Raw genomic sequence first — 17,266 nt, 5'->3', positions numbered from 1 at the left:
GTCAGACCTCCGCCGGGTTCTTGAGTTTCGACAGCCAGGTTTCGGCCGGATGACCGTCGGCGAGCCGCCCAGTGTGATAGGCGGCATAGAGTTCAGAGAACCATTCGAGCGGCGACCTGAACTGGTAACCAGTCACACCTTTGCTGCGTTCTTCGATTGGGTAGCTCACCCAGTAGCCCGGCATTGACTCGTGATAACAGCGTCCCTTGATCTCGCAGGCCTTTGCGGATGAAGTCGTCTGCCAGGGATTGCGGCCCGAAAAGGTGTTCTCAAGCCAAGCCTTCACGGTGATGCGCCGTCGTTCCCATTCGTCCGGCTCGATGCTGTCGGGATTCGGGTTTTCCGGAACCGGAGGGTTGGTGTTATGCAGCATGACCTGTGTGACGTAGTCCTTGTCGAACTTGAAATGCTTGGCAATGACCTCGGCGAAGGGGCCCACGTCCTTGGACGGGTACTCCCAGCCGCCGAAACTGGGATTCTTGAGATGCCGATTGGTGAAGTTGAGCTTGTCGTCGACGGCGTGGCCCACTTCGTGAAGCGTATTCCAGTCGAAGCGGCGGACCTCCTTTCCGGGTTTCGGACGGAGGTTCTCCGGCACACCCTCGAGCTCGTAATCAAGGCCGATCCCGTAGGCGGCGCTGTACATGACGTCGCCTTCGCGCATCGTCATGACCTTGGTGCCCGGATGGTGGTCCGAGGCACCGCCGCCTTCGGCGACGCGCGTGACCCCTAGCAGGCTTTCGTTGGTCAGGGTGTCGGCGGCCGGAAGGAGGCACATCGCGTCATAGAGCGCGCGCATGTTCGGCCCCTTCTTGGCCTTGCCCGCGTCAATGTCCGGATCGTCGACGGTTCCGGTGACTTCGCCTGCCGCGTTCTTGTTCTCTTTCTCGAGCATCGTAAGCGTGCAGCCGAAACGTGCCTCGAATGCGACCCTTAGAACCACGCGTGTCGCGTTCGGATCGAGCGTTTTGACAATATCGTCGAAGGCCTTCTCGCCGCCCGGGCCATTGATGATCGCAAGCACCTCGGCCTCGGTGGGCGTGCCGTTGCCCGCCATCTTGGCCTGAAGCATCGCGCCGGCGTGGATCGCCTTCGCTTGGTTCACCAGGTTCTTTGCTTCCTCGTGCTTCTTGTCCAGCGCCTTGTTCTCGGCTTCCGTCATCCTTGTCCGGAATTCGACCATCTCGTCTTGGATCGCGTAGCGTGAGTCGTGCTCCTCCATCTCATCGATGAGCGGTCTGACCTGATCGCGGAGGTCCACGTAGAGGATGTGCGCATCAGCTGCCGCCTTGAGCGGATGATATTTCCGGAGCGCGTCCTCGATCGCCTTGCTCGCGTCGTCGGCCTTGCTGCGGTCTGAACGCAGCAGATTCCGGGCAGTACTGAGCCCGTCCAGGAGGCTCTGGGCTTCAGCGGACGAATAGTCCGCTTGCGGATGCTCGTTCTTGTGGCCCGAGACCAGCGGCCCGATAAGATCCACGGCGGTGTCGATCTCGCGCATGATCTGCGCGTGGTGCGCCATCTCCTTTCGGATCTCCACAAGTCCGACCGCGACGTCCGCGAGCGCGCTCTTGGCCGCATCGGCATCGCCGGGCAGTCCCGCCTTGGCTGCCTCGATCCTGTCACCGAGCTCCAGAAGCCTTGGCATGAGCGCCACGCCATCCATCTGCCGCACGATCGACGATATCTGTGCCGCGGCGTCATCGCAGAGCTTCGCCAGATCGGCGCCAGGTTCCGTCGCGTCGGTCGCGATCTTGCCGACGGCATCGGCGAAGCTTCCGACCGCGGCCGCATCGCCCGTCGCTGCACCGGCTTCTCCGATCGCTTCAGTCAGAAGATCGATCGCCCCGGTCCGATCGCCGCCGTCGGCCATGGCTACGGCGTTGGCCTTCTTGTTCCGCAGTCTGTCGAGCACTGGCTTCACGCCGTCCGCCTTGTCCGCCTCTTCGAGAGCATCGATCGCGACGTCCAGTTCCCCAATCTTGGTCACGTAACTCTTGAAGTCCGCGATCTCCGTATCGAGCGCGTTTGCGTCGGTGATGATTTCTTCCATCATCGCCTTGGCCTTGACGTAGTCAAAACGCACAGTTTCCCAGCTCTCGGCGGCCTTGAAGCGCTTTTCCAGCTCGGCGAGAGCATCGGTCGTCTTCGTATCAGCCGCATCGGCCACCGCAGCCTTCGCATCGAGCACGTTGCGAGTGTCGAGCTTGACCGGTTTGTACTCGCCCCACTGCTTCGCTGCCAAGATGGCTGTTTCTGACGACCAGTAGACCGGACCGTAGGCCTCCAGCGCGGCCTTGTAATTGTGCCGCGCGACGTGGTGGTTGAAGCTCGTGACGAAATCGTGCGTGCGCTTGCGCTGCGGGAACTGGCTGTCATCCAAATCCGGAACAAGGTCCTTTACCAGATCCCAGCGCTCCTTGCAGTGTGCCTGACGATTTGACTGAACGAACTTCTTGTAGTCTTCACCCAGAGCGTCGTAGGGGGCCACAAGCGCATCGCCCGCTTCCGCGATCGATTTCATCTTGCCGAGATCCAGCGATTTTTCCGCCGCCTCGAAGTCGGTCAGTACCTTCTTGAGCCTGTCGATCTCCTTGCTGCAGCCTGCCGCGTACTGCGGACCTTCGAGCTTGGTGATCAGATCCTTGACGTTCTTGATCTTGTCTTTGACAGCGTCGCGGGCGGCAAGCATCGCCGGGACCGCATTCGCAAGCGTGAGCGCCTCGGCGATCTTCGCCGTAGCGCGGTCAAAGTCGTAGACCTCTGGCTTTGCGAGGTCGGAGGCCTCCTCGAGCAACTTGTCGATCTTTTCGCGCTGCTCATGGATGCCGTTCTCTGGCGTGTCTGCGGGCACCACCTTGGCCTTGTGCTGTGTGTCCGCCGCGGTGCGCGCTGTCTCGTAGGCCTTCTTCTTCCCGGCGAGCGAGATGATCGTCTCGCAGATGGCGATGGCCGCCTCGACGCTTGATTTCACTACGTCCGGCCCGGAGTTGTCGTCGGACGCCCGTTTCATCGCGTCGTCGGCCTGGGTGAACTTCTCGCCGAAAGCGCCGGCGGCGTAGGTCTCGGCGGCTGACCGGATAGTGCCGTAAGCGGCGAAGGCTGCGGTGAAATTCTGCGTGTCCTCGCCCAGTTCCCGTTTGCCCGCTTCCAGCGACTTGACCGCGGCGAGCATCTTGGCGGCTTCCTCGACCCTCGCCTTGGCCGCTTCGACCAGGCTTGTCGCCGTTTCCCAGTCACGCTGCGCCACGCCCTTGCTGTAGGCTTCGGCCCGCAGCCGTTTAACTTCGGCGATCAGATCAGCGGCCTTTTCGCGATTGGGATCGGGAGCGATCGACTTGTCTGGGTCTTCCTTGTCTTCCTTGCCCTCGATCTTCTCGAGCAGCTTTCGGACCTCGTCGTACTTCGGGAAGAAAGCGGCGCCGAGTTCCAGTTGCTTGAGCATCGCGGCTTCGGACGCCCTGGAACTCTCAAGGAGCTGCGTACCGACGTGGTATTCCTTTCGGCTTGCCGCGCCTTCCGCCTGAGTTGCGTCGGCCTTCATGCGCGCAACGTATTCGCGCACCGCCTCTTCACCTGGCTTGCCCTCGAATTTCGCAAGGCGCGCTGCGTGATCGGCGCGCGCCGCGTAGTACTTTTCGGCATTCGTCTTGCGTGTCTTGATCGCTGTCTTGAAATGCCCGGACGTTGAAATGATACCGCCGGCCTTCTCGATCGCCTGCCCACGGTTTGTCCCGGCTTCGTTGGTGACCCCCATCAGCGCTTCGACGTCCTTGATGACCTTGTCGAGCGCAGGCAGATCGGGGTCGAGCGGCGCGTCCGCTGGATTGAGGCCGTCCTGCCAGCTCTTCAGTCCCTGATATTCGTTCTTGTAGTCCACAATTTGACTATTGACCCAGTTCGCGAAGGCGCTAAGACGCACTGCCTGGTCAATCATCGGCGGCATTTCGTTCAGTGCTTTGACCGCCGCGACGAAGTCGGGTGGTGTCTGGCTGGCCAGCGCCACCGCCGAATTCCGCTTCGCCTTCGCCTCGTTGATCAGGGCCGCAACGGTCGCATGCGCTGAGCCTCCGAGGCCATCGATCTGACCGATCCGTTCATTCCGGTCAGCCACGATCGCTTTGAACTTGCTGATGGCGTCGGCCAGCGTGATCGTTTCGCTGCACGCGTCCGCAAGCCCGGCGATCTGGGCCGAAGCGCCAACGTAGTCGTGGGCCGTTGCCTTGCCGGTCGCGACGTTGATGTCTCCCTGGATCACGTTGATCCTCGGGACGATATGCTGGGCGTTGCCCGCCTGCCTATGGTTGCGCAGCGTGGACAGGCGCGCCTCGACCGCCGCGAGATCGGAAAGCCATTTCTGCCGCTCGGCAATCGGGGTCTTGGCCGCCTCCTTGAGTTCGGCAACCTTCGTCTTCACTTCGGCCGCCGCAGAGTTCAGCGCGTATGCGTCGGTCTTGACCACGTTAGAAACGATCTGGTCGATGGCCCCGGTGATCGTCAGAAGTGCAGGTGGCAGATCGGGCTTGAAGGTCTTGCCAAGGCTTTCGACGGTTGCCTTGTAGTTGGCGACCTCCACGTCCAGCGCGGTCTTCGCCGCTGATACCGCGACAACGGTCCCAATGTTCTCGGCACCGGTCGGAGTCTCGTAGATCCGTTGGATGATCTTCTGCTCGGCAACGCCCTGACGGATGAGTTCCTCGACGGCGTCCAGGCGCCGAAGCGCGCGATCGTAGGGGGCGACCTCGGTGCGTTTGGCCCCGAGCGCCGCGGCTTCTTCGGAGTCCGTCCATGCCGTCTGAATTTCGGCCTTCTGTTTCACGAGAGATCCGAGAGCCTTCTTCATCGTCGGTTCGAGCCGGTCGCGCCGTGCCTGCCATTCATCGGCGCGCTGTCCGGCAAGAAGCATCGCCTCCACGACGTCGAGGGCGGCGTGCGCGCCGGGGATGTCCGGAACGTCCGGATTGCGGCCGACAATGTTGTCAGCTGTGTCGATCTGAGCCTTCATCGAGGCTGCGATCAGCTGCGCGCCAAACTTGTCGACATCGCGGCGGAGCGAGGTAATCCGGTCCTGTAGCGCGCGATACGAGGCAACCAGCTCTTCGTTGTAGGCCTTTTCGCGCTTCCTGTTGAATGCGCCGACCTTAATCAAGTATTTCTTAATGAATTCAATCTGTTTTGGGGTGAGCCCTTCGTACGCCATTCTGTCCTCGCACGTCTCACTTCTGAAAAGAGGGTAGCCACGAGCCGTCAGCGAGTCCAACGGAAACAGGTTTCAAGTCGCAACGCAGGCGCCAGTCGCGAACGGAGTTCGCCGAGGTGTTCAGCGTTTCGGCCATGGCCAGGATGAAACGCCGCCGCATGTGGCGCCGGTAGTGCGGTTCTCTGGCACCGAAAGTTAGTTGCCTGACGCAACAAATTCCCGGAGAGTTACGTTTCCGGCTTGGACCGTCGGAGCGCCTCTACAAGCTTCGAGCCGCATGACGGTCGGGGAACCTTTTGCTGCTCGACAGGCGATGCGCCCCTAAGAGGCGCTTGCGCACTGGGACGATGGTCGCCGCTTATCGAATACGTGCGTCGCTAGGCGCCCAGCGATTTGGATATCGCATCAAGCGACTTCTGCGCGGTCGACGCCACGGCGACGTTGACGAAGCCGTTGTTGGCGTCGACGTCGTTAAAGAAGTCGTCGCCGAGTGCCCGTTTGTAGGCTTCGATCGCGGCCTTCGCGTCGCTCTTCAGGGTTTCGCGCGCGGGTCCGTCCGGCGAGTTGGTGATCCGGTCGAGGATATCTTCGAGGCGTTGGTCGAACACGTCGAGGCGACGGGTCAAATTGCTGACTTCCGCTACCACGGCCGACAGATCCTCGTCGCCTGCGCAGGCGCTGATGATGGCGCTTTCGAGTTTCTTCATCTCGCTCAGCATCTTCGCCCGCGTGTTGCTCCAGAGAATTCGGGATTTCTGGAAAGCCACGACATCTTTCGGAATCTCGGTCTCCGCCGGGCCGGCATCTGCTGCGGCTTCGAGAGCAGGCTTGAGTTTTGCCGCGATGGTCAGGGCGGTCTTGAAATCGCCGGAATCTGCCTTTTCGACGGCCATGGCCCAGGCTGCTTCGAGTTTCGTCCGAGTCGGCGGATTGTGCGCGACTGCCCGGGCATAGAGATCGCCAAGGGGGCCCTGAAGCTTCGCCCAGGCAGCGGCCTCGGGCGATTGTTCCTCGCGTTGCTCCGCGCCGCCGTCATCTTCCCCCGCCGTGACGAGCGGTTGAATTCTCCGTGCCACGTCCAAAGCTGTCTTGTAGTCGCCCTTTCCGGCGGCCTGAAGCGCGCCGGCCCAGACTTTTTCCACGACCGGCGATTTCTCGTGCCCGGCACGAATGTATGCCTCGACGGGTTGGGACAGTTCGCTTTCGGCCTCGTGCCATTCGGCGGCGAGGGGGTCTTCGGCTGGCGACTGGTCCTCGTCATCCTCGTCCTCTTCCTGATCCCCGCTGGCCTGGAAGGCTTCGTCATCGCCGTCGTCGGCTTCCGCCCCGTCGAGCTGCGCTTCGTCCTCGTCGTCTCCATCGGACTCGATCAACTGGCCCTCGGTGTCAAGGATCACGACCTTCATCTTGAAGTCGTTGCGCGTCAGGAAGAGGCGCATGGCTCGTGCCATTCCGGCGGGGATGTCGTCTTGGCATGTGAGGGACATCACCTTGCCCTTAACCGACACCACGCCGCTTGTAACCTTGGGCGTGTCGCCAGCTTTCTTCGCGTTCCTCGCGAGGATTTCGGGCGATTTCTTGCGGTGCATGTAAAGGACCGAGTCCTCGGGCTTCTTGCCGAGACATAGGCCGAAGAACAATTCGCGTTTCCGTGCGACGGCGATCAGGTTCTTCATCTCGCTGAGTTCGTCAGCTTCCATCGGCATGGCTTCTTCCCTCTCGCGTGTTCTTTCCTTGTTCCGCCTGTGGGCGGAATATCCATTCGGTCTCTCTACGCCAGAAGCACTACCCGGCAGTTCCGGTCGCCGCATTCGCGCGCAGCGTCGTCCGTCTCCTGGTGGCGAAACAGCGGTATGGCCACCGGACTTCTCGCCGGTATTACAGCGTCTCCGTGTTCCGGTGCCTGGCGCATTCCTTGTCGTCTGGATGAAAGTATTGCGACCACTGTTTTCGAACGCAACAGACTTTTGGCGGCATCGATTCCGATGGCATGTTTCGGAATGGTTCGCTCAATGGTTTCTGCCGACGCAATCCGGCGGCGAGAACACACGCATTCCCCGTGCGCTGTCGCGTCACGGACAAGATCCTCACCATTTACCAACTGAAGCCCAGACAGTAATGTTTTCCCGGTCAGCAAGCGGGGTGCCGTGGCTTATCAGCTGTATTCCTATCAGGATATCCGCGTCCTCCATCTGGAACCGTCGACCCGGTGCCAGGCGGGATGTCCGATGTGCGGCCGGAACATCTCGGGCGGCAAGACGCGCGCGAACCTGCCACTGACCGATATCACCCTGGACAGGTTCAAGGAGTGGTTCGATCCCGACTTTCTGCGGCAGTTGAGGACGATCTCCCTTTGCGGGAATTTCGGCGACCCGATCATCACGCCGGAACTCGTGCCGATCCTGACCTATGCACGGTCGGTCAGTCCCAAGCTCTACCTGACGATGAACACCAACGGCAGCGCGCGAAAGCCGGACTTCTGGCAGGATCTGGCGCAACTTGGCGTGGTCGTGCATTTCGCGCTCGATGGGGCGACCGCCGAGAGCCACGCGCGCTACCGCCGTCATACCCGATTTCCGCTGATCCTCGAGAACGCGCGGACCTTTGTCGCGGCCGGGGGGCGCGCGGTTTGGGAAATGCTCGTCTTTGAGCACAACGACACTGAGGTGGAAGAGGCCGAACGCCTGTCGAAGGAAATCGGGTTCGAGGAATTCGTCCTCAAATCGACCAACCGCTTCTACGGTGAAGATCAGAAAGTGCTGGACGAGCGCGGCGGGCAAGTCGACGTCTTGAGACCGAGCGGCCGCTTCCCCCCCTCGCTCATCGGCGCCAACCGTCCTAGGTCAGGTGCACTGAGGACCTGCGGGATCGACTGCAAGGTGATGCACGACAAGTCCGTGTACGTCGCCGCGGACGGAATGGTGTTCCCATGTTGCTGGCTCGGGTCGTCTTTCATCGACCGGCCGGGGGTGCCGGATAGCCGTTTCGGTAAGCCCGGCCATGCCTATCTCGACCGCTATGAGGCGCTGCTGTCGATGGTCGGCGCCGAAAACCTGAATTTGGCGAACAATCCTTTGGCGGTGATCGTGAACCGCTATTTCTCGCATTTAGCGCGGGGCTGGCTGCCCGGCGAGCGGCGGCTCGAGAAATGCGCCCAGATATGCGGCACGACCGGAATCGACCCCTTTACGTCGACCTATGTGGCGCGAAAGGATTTGACCGTCAGCGCCTGAAATAGGCGAGGTTGGCCAGATACTCCGCCGCATCGACGGCGCCGTTGCTCGCGGGCAGTTCCTTACATGCGTCGCGGATCGCGGCCCGTTCGTCCTCCAGAAGCATCCGGTCAAGCGCGCGATCGAGGCCCAGCGGGTTGTGCATCCGGCAGGCCAGTGCGGCCCCCTTCAGTTCGGCGTAGTGCGCGCGGCGCCACTGTTCGTCCTGTTCGGGATTCTCGTTCGCGACGAAGACCGTCGGCAACGCCGCTGCAAGATTCTCGTGGAATGTGTTGTAGCCGCACGCGCTGACCGCGAAATCAAAGGCGGCGAGGTGGCGCGCGATCGGAAACACCCGAAGCCGGCGGACGTCCGGTCCTGGGTCGGCCTCGCGAGCATCCCTGATGAGCCATTCGGCGTTGACTAGCGTCATCCCGGGCCAGCCGCGGAGCTTCGTCAACACTTGCCGTCGCGCGGCAGAGAAGTCGAAGTTGTTCTCCGAGCCAAGCTGCATCAGCACGGCGGTATCGTCCGGCGCCAGTCCCAGATCATCGCGGGCCTCCTCCCGAGACAAGGCCTCGTCATCGCGCAGGTAACGGATCGGAGGAACAAGGATGGTTTTCTGCCGGTTGATTTGGGCCAGTCCTCGGTCGAAGGGCGCCGCAATCTCGCCCGGCTCGATGACCGCGTCGAAAAGGTCCTGCTGCCGGATGTGGTTCTCGCCCGTGCCCGGCGCCCACATCCCGCGGCGGAGCCACACCTTCCAAAGGTGGGGAAAGTCCCTCGTTGCTCGCATCATGCCATCGTAAGGCACATTGCCGTCGAAGACGAAGACGCTCGGCTCCACGTGCGCGATGAGGTGGCCGATCTCTCGATCGATGCTGGCTTGCCAGACGTCGTAATCCAGACCGACATTCTTGTGGTAGGTTATGTATTCGCACCGGATGCCGTCACGCTCGCCGACGGCGAAGGCCTTCGACATCGAAGCGACCACAGGCGTGAGCGTGTCGGGCAAGCGACGCGCCACGGCGAGCGCGCGCGTGAGGTGCCCCATCCCCACACCGTTCGAGGTCACGAAAAGCGCCGCTCGCTTTGTGGCGCGCGCCGGTGACCGGCGCGGCGCCGGGTCGCCAATCAGGTCGCGGACACGGTTCACTGCCACCCGAGGCCCGAAACGTTCAGCGACTAGTTCTCGAGCCATCGCGATCTGACGACTGCACGCGCGCGGGTCCGCGTGGAGTTCAAGCACCATTTCAGCGACCTTGTCTGGCTTGGCATAGATCGCCGCCTCCTGGAACAGCGGCCGAAAATCCTCTGGCAGGATGGGCACTGCGCCTGCGGCAATGGCTTCGAGGATAGACCGCCCGAAAGCTTCGATCCAGACCGGGCTGTGAAAGTAGACGAAGAAGTCGATGCCGGCCAGAAAGGTTCGGACCGGCATCGCGTCGAAGGGCAGGGTGCGCCAGCCTGCAGGGCGACGCCCGACTATCTGGTCGAGTTCCGGACCGTAGCCCATCAGCCGCACCACGATGTCCGGGCGGTCGGGATAAGCCTTGAGGAAGGTCTCGCGGTCGGCTGGCCATTTCGCCGGATCGGGGCGCGAATGGCGCCCGATCACCGGCCGCCCGGGCCGGAACCCTGTCCGATCGACGTGATAGTTGTCGCAGTCGATCACGTTCAGCCAGTCGTCGGGCGTCAGTGGCGGCGGCATCTCGACCCGCCGAAACGCATCTCGGACCTTGGGGCCCACAGGCGCCCAGGCGACGTCGCCGAAGAGATCCGTCACCACGCCGTGGATTGCCGCGGCGTCATAGGTGCCGGCGCCCAGACCGTCGGTTGGCGGGTGATGCACGACCATGCGGGTCATTTCCGCGCGGACGCGCCACGGCTCCTCGGGATAGTCATGGAATACTTGAGGGTGATGAAGAAGACAGAGGCGCGCCGAGACGGGCTCCCCCCTGGGTACCAATGTCACTTGCCCGGCTTCGACCAGCTGCGTGATGCTCTTGTTGACTGGGTGAGGGTACTTGAGTACCGGGCCCGCCACCGGCAAGAGCCCGACCGAATACCCGCCGCCGGCCAGTGCAGCGACCTCCGCGGCGATGGAGGTCGACGTACCCCCGGGAAACCTCGGGTCCCCCACCATCAAGACATCGAAATCCAACGCGAGACGTCCGAACAAGAAGTTGAAACACTGCGGAGAGTGGCGGAATATCCTTTGAGTGTCCATGCTTGTGCGGCAGGGGAGCGAACATCGCGGATGAGGCTGTCTGAACGAATACGGGCCGCGCGTGCGGCGGCAGCCCATGCCGTCCAGAGCCGGAATTCAGTGGCGCCGGCCGCGCGGGTCGGGCTCGTTGGTCTCGGTCCCGCCTGGAGAGTGGAGCCGGACGTCGAGAGGGTCGCGAAATGGGGAGTGGGTGTTCTTGGCCGAGAGGCGATCCTGATCACCAGTGGAACGGAGATCGCGCTGTTCCAGATTCCCGGAGTGATCACGGAGCGCATTCCCTATGATGACGCCGCGCCCGACAGGGACCGGCTCTACGCGGCCCGTAGGCTTACCGACCTCTTCTGGAAATGGCGAATTGGCGAAATTCTTCCGCTTGACGCGCCGAGTGCCGACGCCTGGGAGAAACTTCGCAACCATGCGACGGAACCGGATGGTTGGCCGCCGATGCGAATGGTTAATTCATAAATATAGTAACGACGCAGTTATTGGTGTAGCCTCTTTAGGGAAACGCGTGGCGTCGACGGAGGGCCTGAACATATGGCGAAAGTCTCTGAATTCGTTCTGTTCTGGCGCGCGTTTCTTGTGGCGCTGATCGTAGGGGTGCCCGTTGGCGGGACGCGGGTTCTGGCCAATGACGACAGCGACTGGGCCTTCGCGCTCCAGGCCGGAACACGCGATGGCTACGTCAGATATCTGCGCCGAAATCCGGCGGGCGCCCATATCGACGAGGCGATACGCTTGATACTCCAGTTCGACCTTGAAAATGCCGCTCGGCGGGCGGGCGGAGCGGCGCGTCAGGTGAGTGTCTACTAATTCGATTCTTTGTTCGGGGGGCAGGGCTATGCTTGCGGCGAAACCGACTGGGCGGCTGGTCTGCGTGACCGCCATGATCTTGATGGCGGGGTGTGCGCAAATCGCCGAACCGGACAAGGTGGGAACCTACAGGATCGAAACTGCGAATTTGGCGTACGAGGAACCGGATGCGCGCGACACGTCCCCGGTCTGGGTGAAGGGGGCAACAGCTGTTGAAGCCGCACGCGCCGTAGCGGCGGATCTCAGGCAGGCGGGGGTGCGGGATGTATCCGTCGACGAAGACCTTGCCGTTGTCAGCGGTTCGTCTCGGTCGGCTCAGTTCATCGATTGTGGCATAATCGATACCGGCGAAGGTCCGGACAGTCGCATACCCGGAACCACGGCGAAATCGGCGATAGCCGTGCCGGACGCGCAGCCGACCGGATTCGTGTGGCGTCTTTTCGACAGCAGCACACGCTTCGTTATCGCCATCCAGCCGTCCGGCAGTGGATTTGCTGCACACATCAGCGAGAACCACCAGGCTCGCCTTACAGTCCGGTCGACGGATAAAGACTTTGTGCGCCAGCGGGAGACGATAGAGTTCACCGAGGCACAGGGCGGGGAATTCACTTCCGGACTGTCCTGCGTATCCTCCGGCCTCGTTCGGCGCCTCATCAAGTAGCGACGTCGGGCGACCTTCCGAGCCAATACGCCGCCTCGCGGAACTGGCGCGTTCGCGGCGCGGCGTCGCTCCCGAGGCTGTCACAGTACACGGCGAAACTTTCATAGCATGCCGGAGGGACGTTTTCCGGCCGAAGCGACTTCACAAGGCGGCTTTCGGCGTCTGACAGAGACCGCACTTCGTAGCATCCGGCCAGGCGTACCGATCGCGCCAGCGCAGCCGCAGCGCGGGAAGCCTTTCCCTCGTCGTCCAACAGGTCCGAAACGTCGCTGAGCGCGTCGCCAAAATTGGTCGTGCCGAGAAGCGCGTGGCAGCAGCCGATTTGCCAGAAGTATCCGAACCGCACGTCCGCCCCGAGCGAGGCGCTCCAGGAGATGTTGGCCGCGGAGTCGCTTCCGATCCTACGGATCGTGGTTTCAAATCCGTTCCGCAGTGCTGAGGCGGGGTCGGGATTGGCGTACCAATGAGCCTGAACAGAGGGCAGGATGGGTTCGGGGAAGAAGTTCGGTTCCGCCGACCTTAGTGTGTCGAGGAGGCGTGCCCGAGGCCAGATGGCTGGACCATGTCCTGTCACGATTTCGTTCGTCACGGTATTCCGACTGAGATAGCCAAAGGGCGCGTCCGCTTTCATCATGACCGGCTCCAGCTCCATCAGCGCGAGAGTCGTGTAGGTCAGACAATCGGAGCCGACGATCAGCAGCCAGTCATCCGCGATTTCTTCGACCGCCGCCTTGATCACCTTCGGGTCCGTGGCGGCCGCGATTCTGGCCCCGGGGAATTGCGACTGAAGCCGCTGCGCGGCGACAGGGTTCGGATCCGCGCCGGCGAGCCAGAGGCAGGGAAGATCGCGGACCAGGTTCATTCTGCGGGCGTTCCGGGCGACGGTGCGACGAAGCCGCGTTCGGCCGAAAGCTTGTCGAGCATTCGGATACGGGCCGCGACTTCCGGCGTCCGATCGTCGAATTCGCCGATCAGCCGCGCGAGGTGCGACGGGGCGTATTTGTTTTCTAGCGCAACCGCCATTTCGTAGTTCTCTCGGGCCCGCTCGATGTCTTGCGGGACGCCGCGGCCCTTGTGGAACATTCGCGCGAAGTTGTTGAAGGAATTGGAGAGGTTCAGAATCTTGCCGATTTCGAAACAGGCCAGCGCGCGCTCCGGATCTTTGTCGACGCCTTGGCCAGACTGGTACGCATTGCCCATCAGGTCGATGCTGTGTGCGGCTCCTTCAGGCCGTTCGGATGAAGCAAGCATGGCGCTGTGCTCGGATGACAGGTGGAGCACCTCGAGGTCCAGCTCAAGCGCGAGGCGCTTCCCAAGGGCCCGGACTTCCGCTTCCAGATGGTCTGTGTCCCAAGTGAATCCCGATCTCGGGCAATGCCCGCTCTGACCGGCGAAGCGTTGGGAAATCAAATTGTCCCAAAGGTCATTGAACCACGCAAAGTCGTTGATGCGGTCAAGATCCAACCCGCCAAGCTGGCTTGCCAGAACGCCCATTCTTGCGCCGTAGATCATCCAGATCCCGTTCGTCGCATGGGTGCCGATGCTGCACCACGCCTGCAGGCGTGCGCGGCGACGATCGTGCAGGTGTCTTGCGAAGCCGCGGCCGAGATCGGCAGGAGAGGGAGGCAGGCTCACGCGAAGCCCTTCCCGATATCCGCACCGGAAGGCGTGATAGGCCGTCTCGGCTGGATGGGTCGTCGAGTAAGCCTGCGGAAGTTGAATGCCGAATGACGTCGGATTCGACGCCAGGCCGCGGCCTACGTCATGATCGAGCGAGCGAGTGCCGGCTGGCGCGGCTTCATGGGTTTGCATCGAAAGTACCATCGCGCGCGGCCAGCACTTGAGCGAGCCATTGCCGTAGGCGAGGCCGTTCACGACATTGCGGCTGGGCCAATCGATGCGGGTCCGCTGGTTGACGAAGAACTCAGGGATCTCGGCATCGGCGAAAGCCGGGGCTACCAGCGTGTCGGCATCGACGGTGATGAACCATTCGGCGCCGGCTTCCTCTGCGGCCGCCTTGTGACAGGCATCTAGCCCCTTGACGCCATGGACGCGTTTCGCGCCGGGGAATTTGGCGGCGAGATCTGCGAAGAACTCTTCCGCCCAAGGCTCGTCATAGGAAAGGTAGACGATGGGCAGATCGGAAACTCGCATCGGGCGGGTTGTCATCGTATCGACAGCTTTCCGGGGTCACTCGCTGACCAGGTTGAAGTCCAGAAGACCGTACTGGTCGATCCAGTCGAGCGCCAGCTGGGTTCCCTTTGCCACCTGATCATCAGTCATCTTTGCCTTGAGTGCTTCCATCTTCGTTATGGCTTCCGCCTTGTTTTCGTCCGAGGCGATGGTGTCGCGCAACTCGGCCGCCTTGATCGCGATCATGTAGCTCGCGTAGGCCTCGGGCAGGTTCTCTTCGATGCCACCTTCGCCCTGAAGCAAGTCGCCGATCTCGACATATGCGCCAAGAAAGTTTCGCTGGGCCGACAGACGGAAATAGGCCAGTGCCTGCCGTGCATCCTGCTCCACGCCCCAGCCCTTGCGGAAAGCGCGGCCGAGGTGAAATGCCGAGTAGGGGTTCCCGAGTTCGCTCGCCCGGCTCAGCCAGGTAATCCCGATGGTGGTGTCGGCCTCGACGCCATCGCCCCGCATATACGCCATGCCGATGTTATTCATGGCATCGGTCTGACCCAGGGCGGCCGCCATCTGGAAATGGGTAAGCGCGGTTGCCGGGTCCTTCTCGACACCTTGGCCGCGGCGGTAGAAATCGCCAAGCGCGGTGTGGGCGCTCGCAAATCCTGTGTAGCTGGCGATTTCGGTCCAGCGGCGGGCCTCTTCAAAGGACTGCGGAACGCCCCAGCCCTGCTTGTAATAGACACCCATCAGAACCCTCAGCGGCGCGTTGCCCATGAGTGCGCCTTTGCGTGCATAGCCGGCGGCCCGTTGCAGGTCCTGCGGGACGCCGAGGCCGAAGCGGTAGAGGTCGGCAAGTCCGCCATAGGCCCCGGAATTCCCCTCTTCCGCCGCACTGAGGTAATAGTAGCGCGCCTCGTCGTAGCGCTTTTCCAGCTTCAGCACGCGGGCGAGCAGCCCGAGGAGGCGCGGGTTCTTTCGATCTTCGGTCGTCGCCTCGATGCAGGCACGCAGCGCGGCGCGGGTGTTGACCAGATCATGAGGAACCGGTTCGACTAGGCCGTAGATGTCGCCGACGCCCGTGGCGAGGATATCGCAATCGGTGATTTCGTCCGAAAGTCCGTCCGGGACATTGGACGATCCGTAACCAGCTCCGATATCCATTTTCGGCAGATCGGCCGATCCGAGATTCCGCAGGATCGTCACCTGCTCCCGGGCGACAGCCGCCAGCGGGTGATCCGGATAAAGCCGCGCGAAGAGCAGGAAGTCGTTGGTGTCCGAGCTGTGGGAAATCGTCCGCCAAGCCGTGCTCTCAAGCGAGATATCGCCCGACACCAGCTTGGATTCCGCATCGTCGAGTTGCACCGCTTCGCGCGGCTGGATGATCATTTCCTCGCGCGAGTTGTCAATGAACCAGGGTGTCTGCGCGCCGCCTGTCGCGAAACGGACCTTGGCCCGCACGAGTTTGAGAACGTCGCGCAAATCCTGCCGCGGCCCTTCCAGAGTGGCTGCAAGGGCGGCTGTGAAGGGAGAGTTCGCGCCGCTACCGTCCAGTGCGACGGCTCCCGGGGCCGTCGAATAGGCGATGATCGCGTTCTGGGGGGCATCCACCAGGGCAAGGCCGGTCCCGTAAGCCCCATCGTCTCCGAACGGCGAGTTGCGGCAGGCGTCGAGGATGACGACGAGGTTCTTCAGGCCGGTCTCGGACAGCGAGCCGATAAGTCGGTTCAGCGGAAGCCCCTGTTTCTCCAGAAAGCCCGGCTGTGACGGGTCGAGATCGGTCGGCAAGACGTAGTTTACGCCGTTGAGCTGGAGCCCGTGGCCCGCGAAAAAGAAGACGCCGAGATCGGCGCCTGAGTGCTCCTTCTTCAGGATCGAGATCGTGTCGTTAAGATCGGCTTCCTTCGCATTTTCGAGCAGGAACACGTCAAACCCCATGTTCCGCAGCGAGGCCGCCATGGTTCGCGCGTCGTTCGTCGTGTTGTCGAGGCTCGGGACTGACGGGTTTTCGTAGGTGCCATTGCCGACGACCACCGCCCAACGCGAGCCTTCGGCCAGCGCAGCCGGTACGGTCAGAAGCAGGCAGATAAAGAACGCTGCGACACACTTTGCGAATTCCTTGCATCCGACGCTCAGGCGCATTTGGCAACCTCCCGTTCACGTGGCCGGACACTCACCGCCGCGTCTCCGACAGTACTGGTATACACCATGGAATTGGCACCGGGCAGATTTCTCGCAGTGGTTCCGGGCGCTTCAGTCATAGTCAAAGGCAAGGAAGTCCTCCTGGAACAGGCGTTTCAGATAGGCACGGTCGGTCTGGTTGACCTCGTCCGGGCGCATTCTGGGGAAGTTGCTCCTGTTCTCGACACCTATCGTGATCTCGACCTCCAGCCGACGAGACAGTCTTGGCCCGACGAGGCCGATCTCCTCGAGCTTCCAGATCTGATCGAGGGTTACACTGCCGTCGAGGCTTCTAACCATGTCGATCTGGGGGAAGAAGGCTGGATCGGCCAGCGTGTATTGCGAACGGATGAAGTCGCCGAACGACGTGGTGCCCAGAAACCCGCGCATCCCGATCCACCCGAGCGAGGGGCGCGCCGCGATGAGGGCAGCCCGCTCGGGATCGTCAGCCAAGCCGGTCGTCATGAGGCGGCGCAATTCTTCGAGTCCATAGCCTGCCTGGCGGCACTGCCAAGTGCAGAGCGTGTTCAGGAAGTTGTAGAAGGACACCGCGCGGTCCACCGGATGGCGGACCAGGGAAAAACTGAAATAGTCGTGGAAAAGCTCTCGCCCGCAGATCGCGACAATTTCCTCCACGGAACTGTGGTCGCTGAGGCCATACCGCTCCCGGAAGGCTTCGTTCATCGCCTCGCCAAGCGGCGTCGTTCCGAGGATTAGGTCGGACCAGGAGAGAGTCGGGGCGAGCGCCTCTTCAACAGAGGACCCGCCGGTCTTGGGGATGTGGACGAAGATGAATTTCTTGCTGTGCGAGATGATCATGGATGGCCGGTCATGCCCACGGG

Annotated in this window: 11 protein-coding genes; 4 read left to right on the top strand and 7 right to left on the bottom strand. The window is 62.1% G+C overall.

Features of this window, described 5'->3' with window-relative positions:
* Position 1: 1 nt before the first annotated feature.
* Both ABCN56_RS04920 and ABCN56_RS04915 read right to left on the bottom strand, forming a co-directional pair.
* Positions 2-5,149, bottom strand: a complete 5,148-nt coding sequence (locus ABCN56_RS04920; RefSeq protein WP_343079646.1) for a hypothetical protein — start codon at positions 5,147-5,149, stop codon at positions 2-4.
* Positions 5,150-5,577: 428 nt separating this feature from the next.
* Positions 5,578-6,906 (bottom strand): hypothetical protein, encoded by a 1,329-nt coding sequence (locus tag ABCN56_RS04915; RefSeq protein WP_343079645.1) that lies wholly within the window; start codon positions 6,904-6,906, stop codon positions 5,578-5,580.
* 441 nt (positions 6,907-7,347) lie between these two features.
* On the opposite strand from ABCN56_RS04915, the gene ABCN56_RS04910 reads away from it, so the two are divergent.
* The gene (locus tag ABCN56_RS04910) at positions 7,348-8,433 is read left to right on the top strand and encodes a radical SAM protein (RefSeq protein ID WP_343079644.1); all 1,086 of its coding nucleotides are present in this window, start codon (positions 7,348-7,350) and stop codon (positions 8,431-8,433) included.
* Here ABCN56_RS04910 and ABCN56_RS04905 read toward each other — a convergent pair.
* On the bottom strand, positions 8,423-10,720 hold the full coding sequence (locus tag ABCN56_RS04905) for a hypothetical protein (protein WP_343079643.1): 2,298 nt from the start codon (positions 10,718-10,720) through the stop codon (positions 8,423-8,425). The genes ABCN56_RS04910 and ABCN56_RS04905 overlap by 11 nt on opposite strands.
* A gap of 21 nt (positions 10,721-10,741) precedes the next feature.
* On the opposite strand from ABCN56_RS04905, the gene ABCN56_RS04900 reads away from it, so the two are divergent.
* From ABCN56_RS04900 to ABCN56_RS04890, 3 genes are all read left to right on the top strand, one after another.
* Positions 10,742-11,107, top strand: a complete 366-nt coding sequence (locus tag ABCN56_RS04900; RefSeq protein ID WP_343079642.1) for a hypothetical protein — start codon at positions 10,742-10,744, stop codon at positions 11,105-11,107.
* A gap of 72 nt (positions 11,108-11,179) precedes the next feature.
* Positions 11,180-11,455, top strand: coding sequence for a hypothetical protein (locus ABCN56_RS04895; protein ID WP_343079641.1), 276 nt, complete (start codon positions 11,180-11,182; stop codon positions 11,453-11,455).
* A 64-nt stretch (positions 11,456-11,519) separates the two neighbouring features.
* Complete coding sequence (locus ABCN56_RS04890) at positions 11,520-12,116, top strand: hypothetical protein (protein WP_343079640.1); 597 nt, start codon at positions 11,520-11,522, stop codon at positions 12,114-12,116.
* Here the strand turns inward: ABCN56_RS04890 and ABCN56_RS04885 are convergent.
* The 4 genes from ABCN56_RS04885 to ABCN56_RS04870 form a co-directional block, all read right to left on the bottom strand.
* Positions 12,109-12,978, bottom strand: a complete 870-nt coding sequence (locus ABCN56_RS04885; RefSeq protein ID WP_343079639.1) for a hypothetical protein — start codon at positions 12,976-12,978, stop codon at positions 12,109-12,111. The two genes, ABCN56_RS04890 and ABCN56_RS04885, sit on opposite strands and share 8 nt — an antisense overlap.
* Positions 12,975-14,285 carry a tetratricopeptide repeat protein gene (locus ABCN56_RS04880; protein ID WP_343079638.1) on the bottom strand — a complete coding sequence of 437 codons (1,311 nt, stop codon included), beginning with the start codon at positions 14,283-14,285 and terminating at the stop codon, positions 12,975-12,977. The genes ABCN56_RS04885 and ABCN56_RS04880 overlap by 4 nt, the downstream gene beginning before the upstream one ends.
* A 21-nt stretch (positions 14,286-14,306) precedes the next feature.
* The gene (locus ABCN56_RS04875) at positions 14,307-16,385 is read right to left on the bottom strand and encodes a caspase family protein (RefSeq protein WP_343079637.1); all 2,079 of its coding nucleotides are present in this window, start codon (positions 16,383-16,385) and stop codon (positions 14,307-14,309) included.
* Positions 16,386-16,496: 111 nt separating this feature from the next.
* A complete protein-coding gene (locus ABCN56_RS04870) occupies positions 16,497-17,243 on the bottom strand; it encodes a sulfotransferase family 2 domain-containing protein (protein WP_343079636.1) in 747 nt (248 codons plus the stop codon).
* Positions 17,244-17,266: the final 23 nt, after the last annotated feature.

The organism is Ostreiculturibacter nitratireducens (assembly GCF_032670585.1).
Taxonomy (GTDB): Bacteria; Pseudomonadota; Alphaproteobacteria; order Rhodobacterales; family Rhodobacteraceae; genus Ostreiculturibacter; species Ostreiculturibacter nitratireducens.
This window is presented reverse-complemented; position numbering and strand designations above follow the sequence as displayed.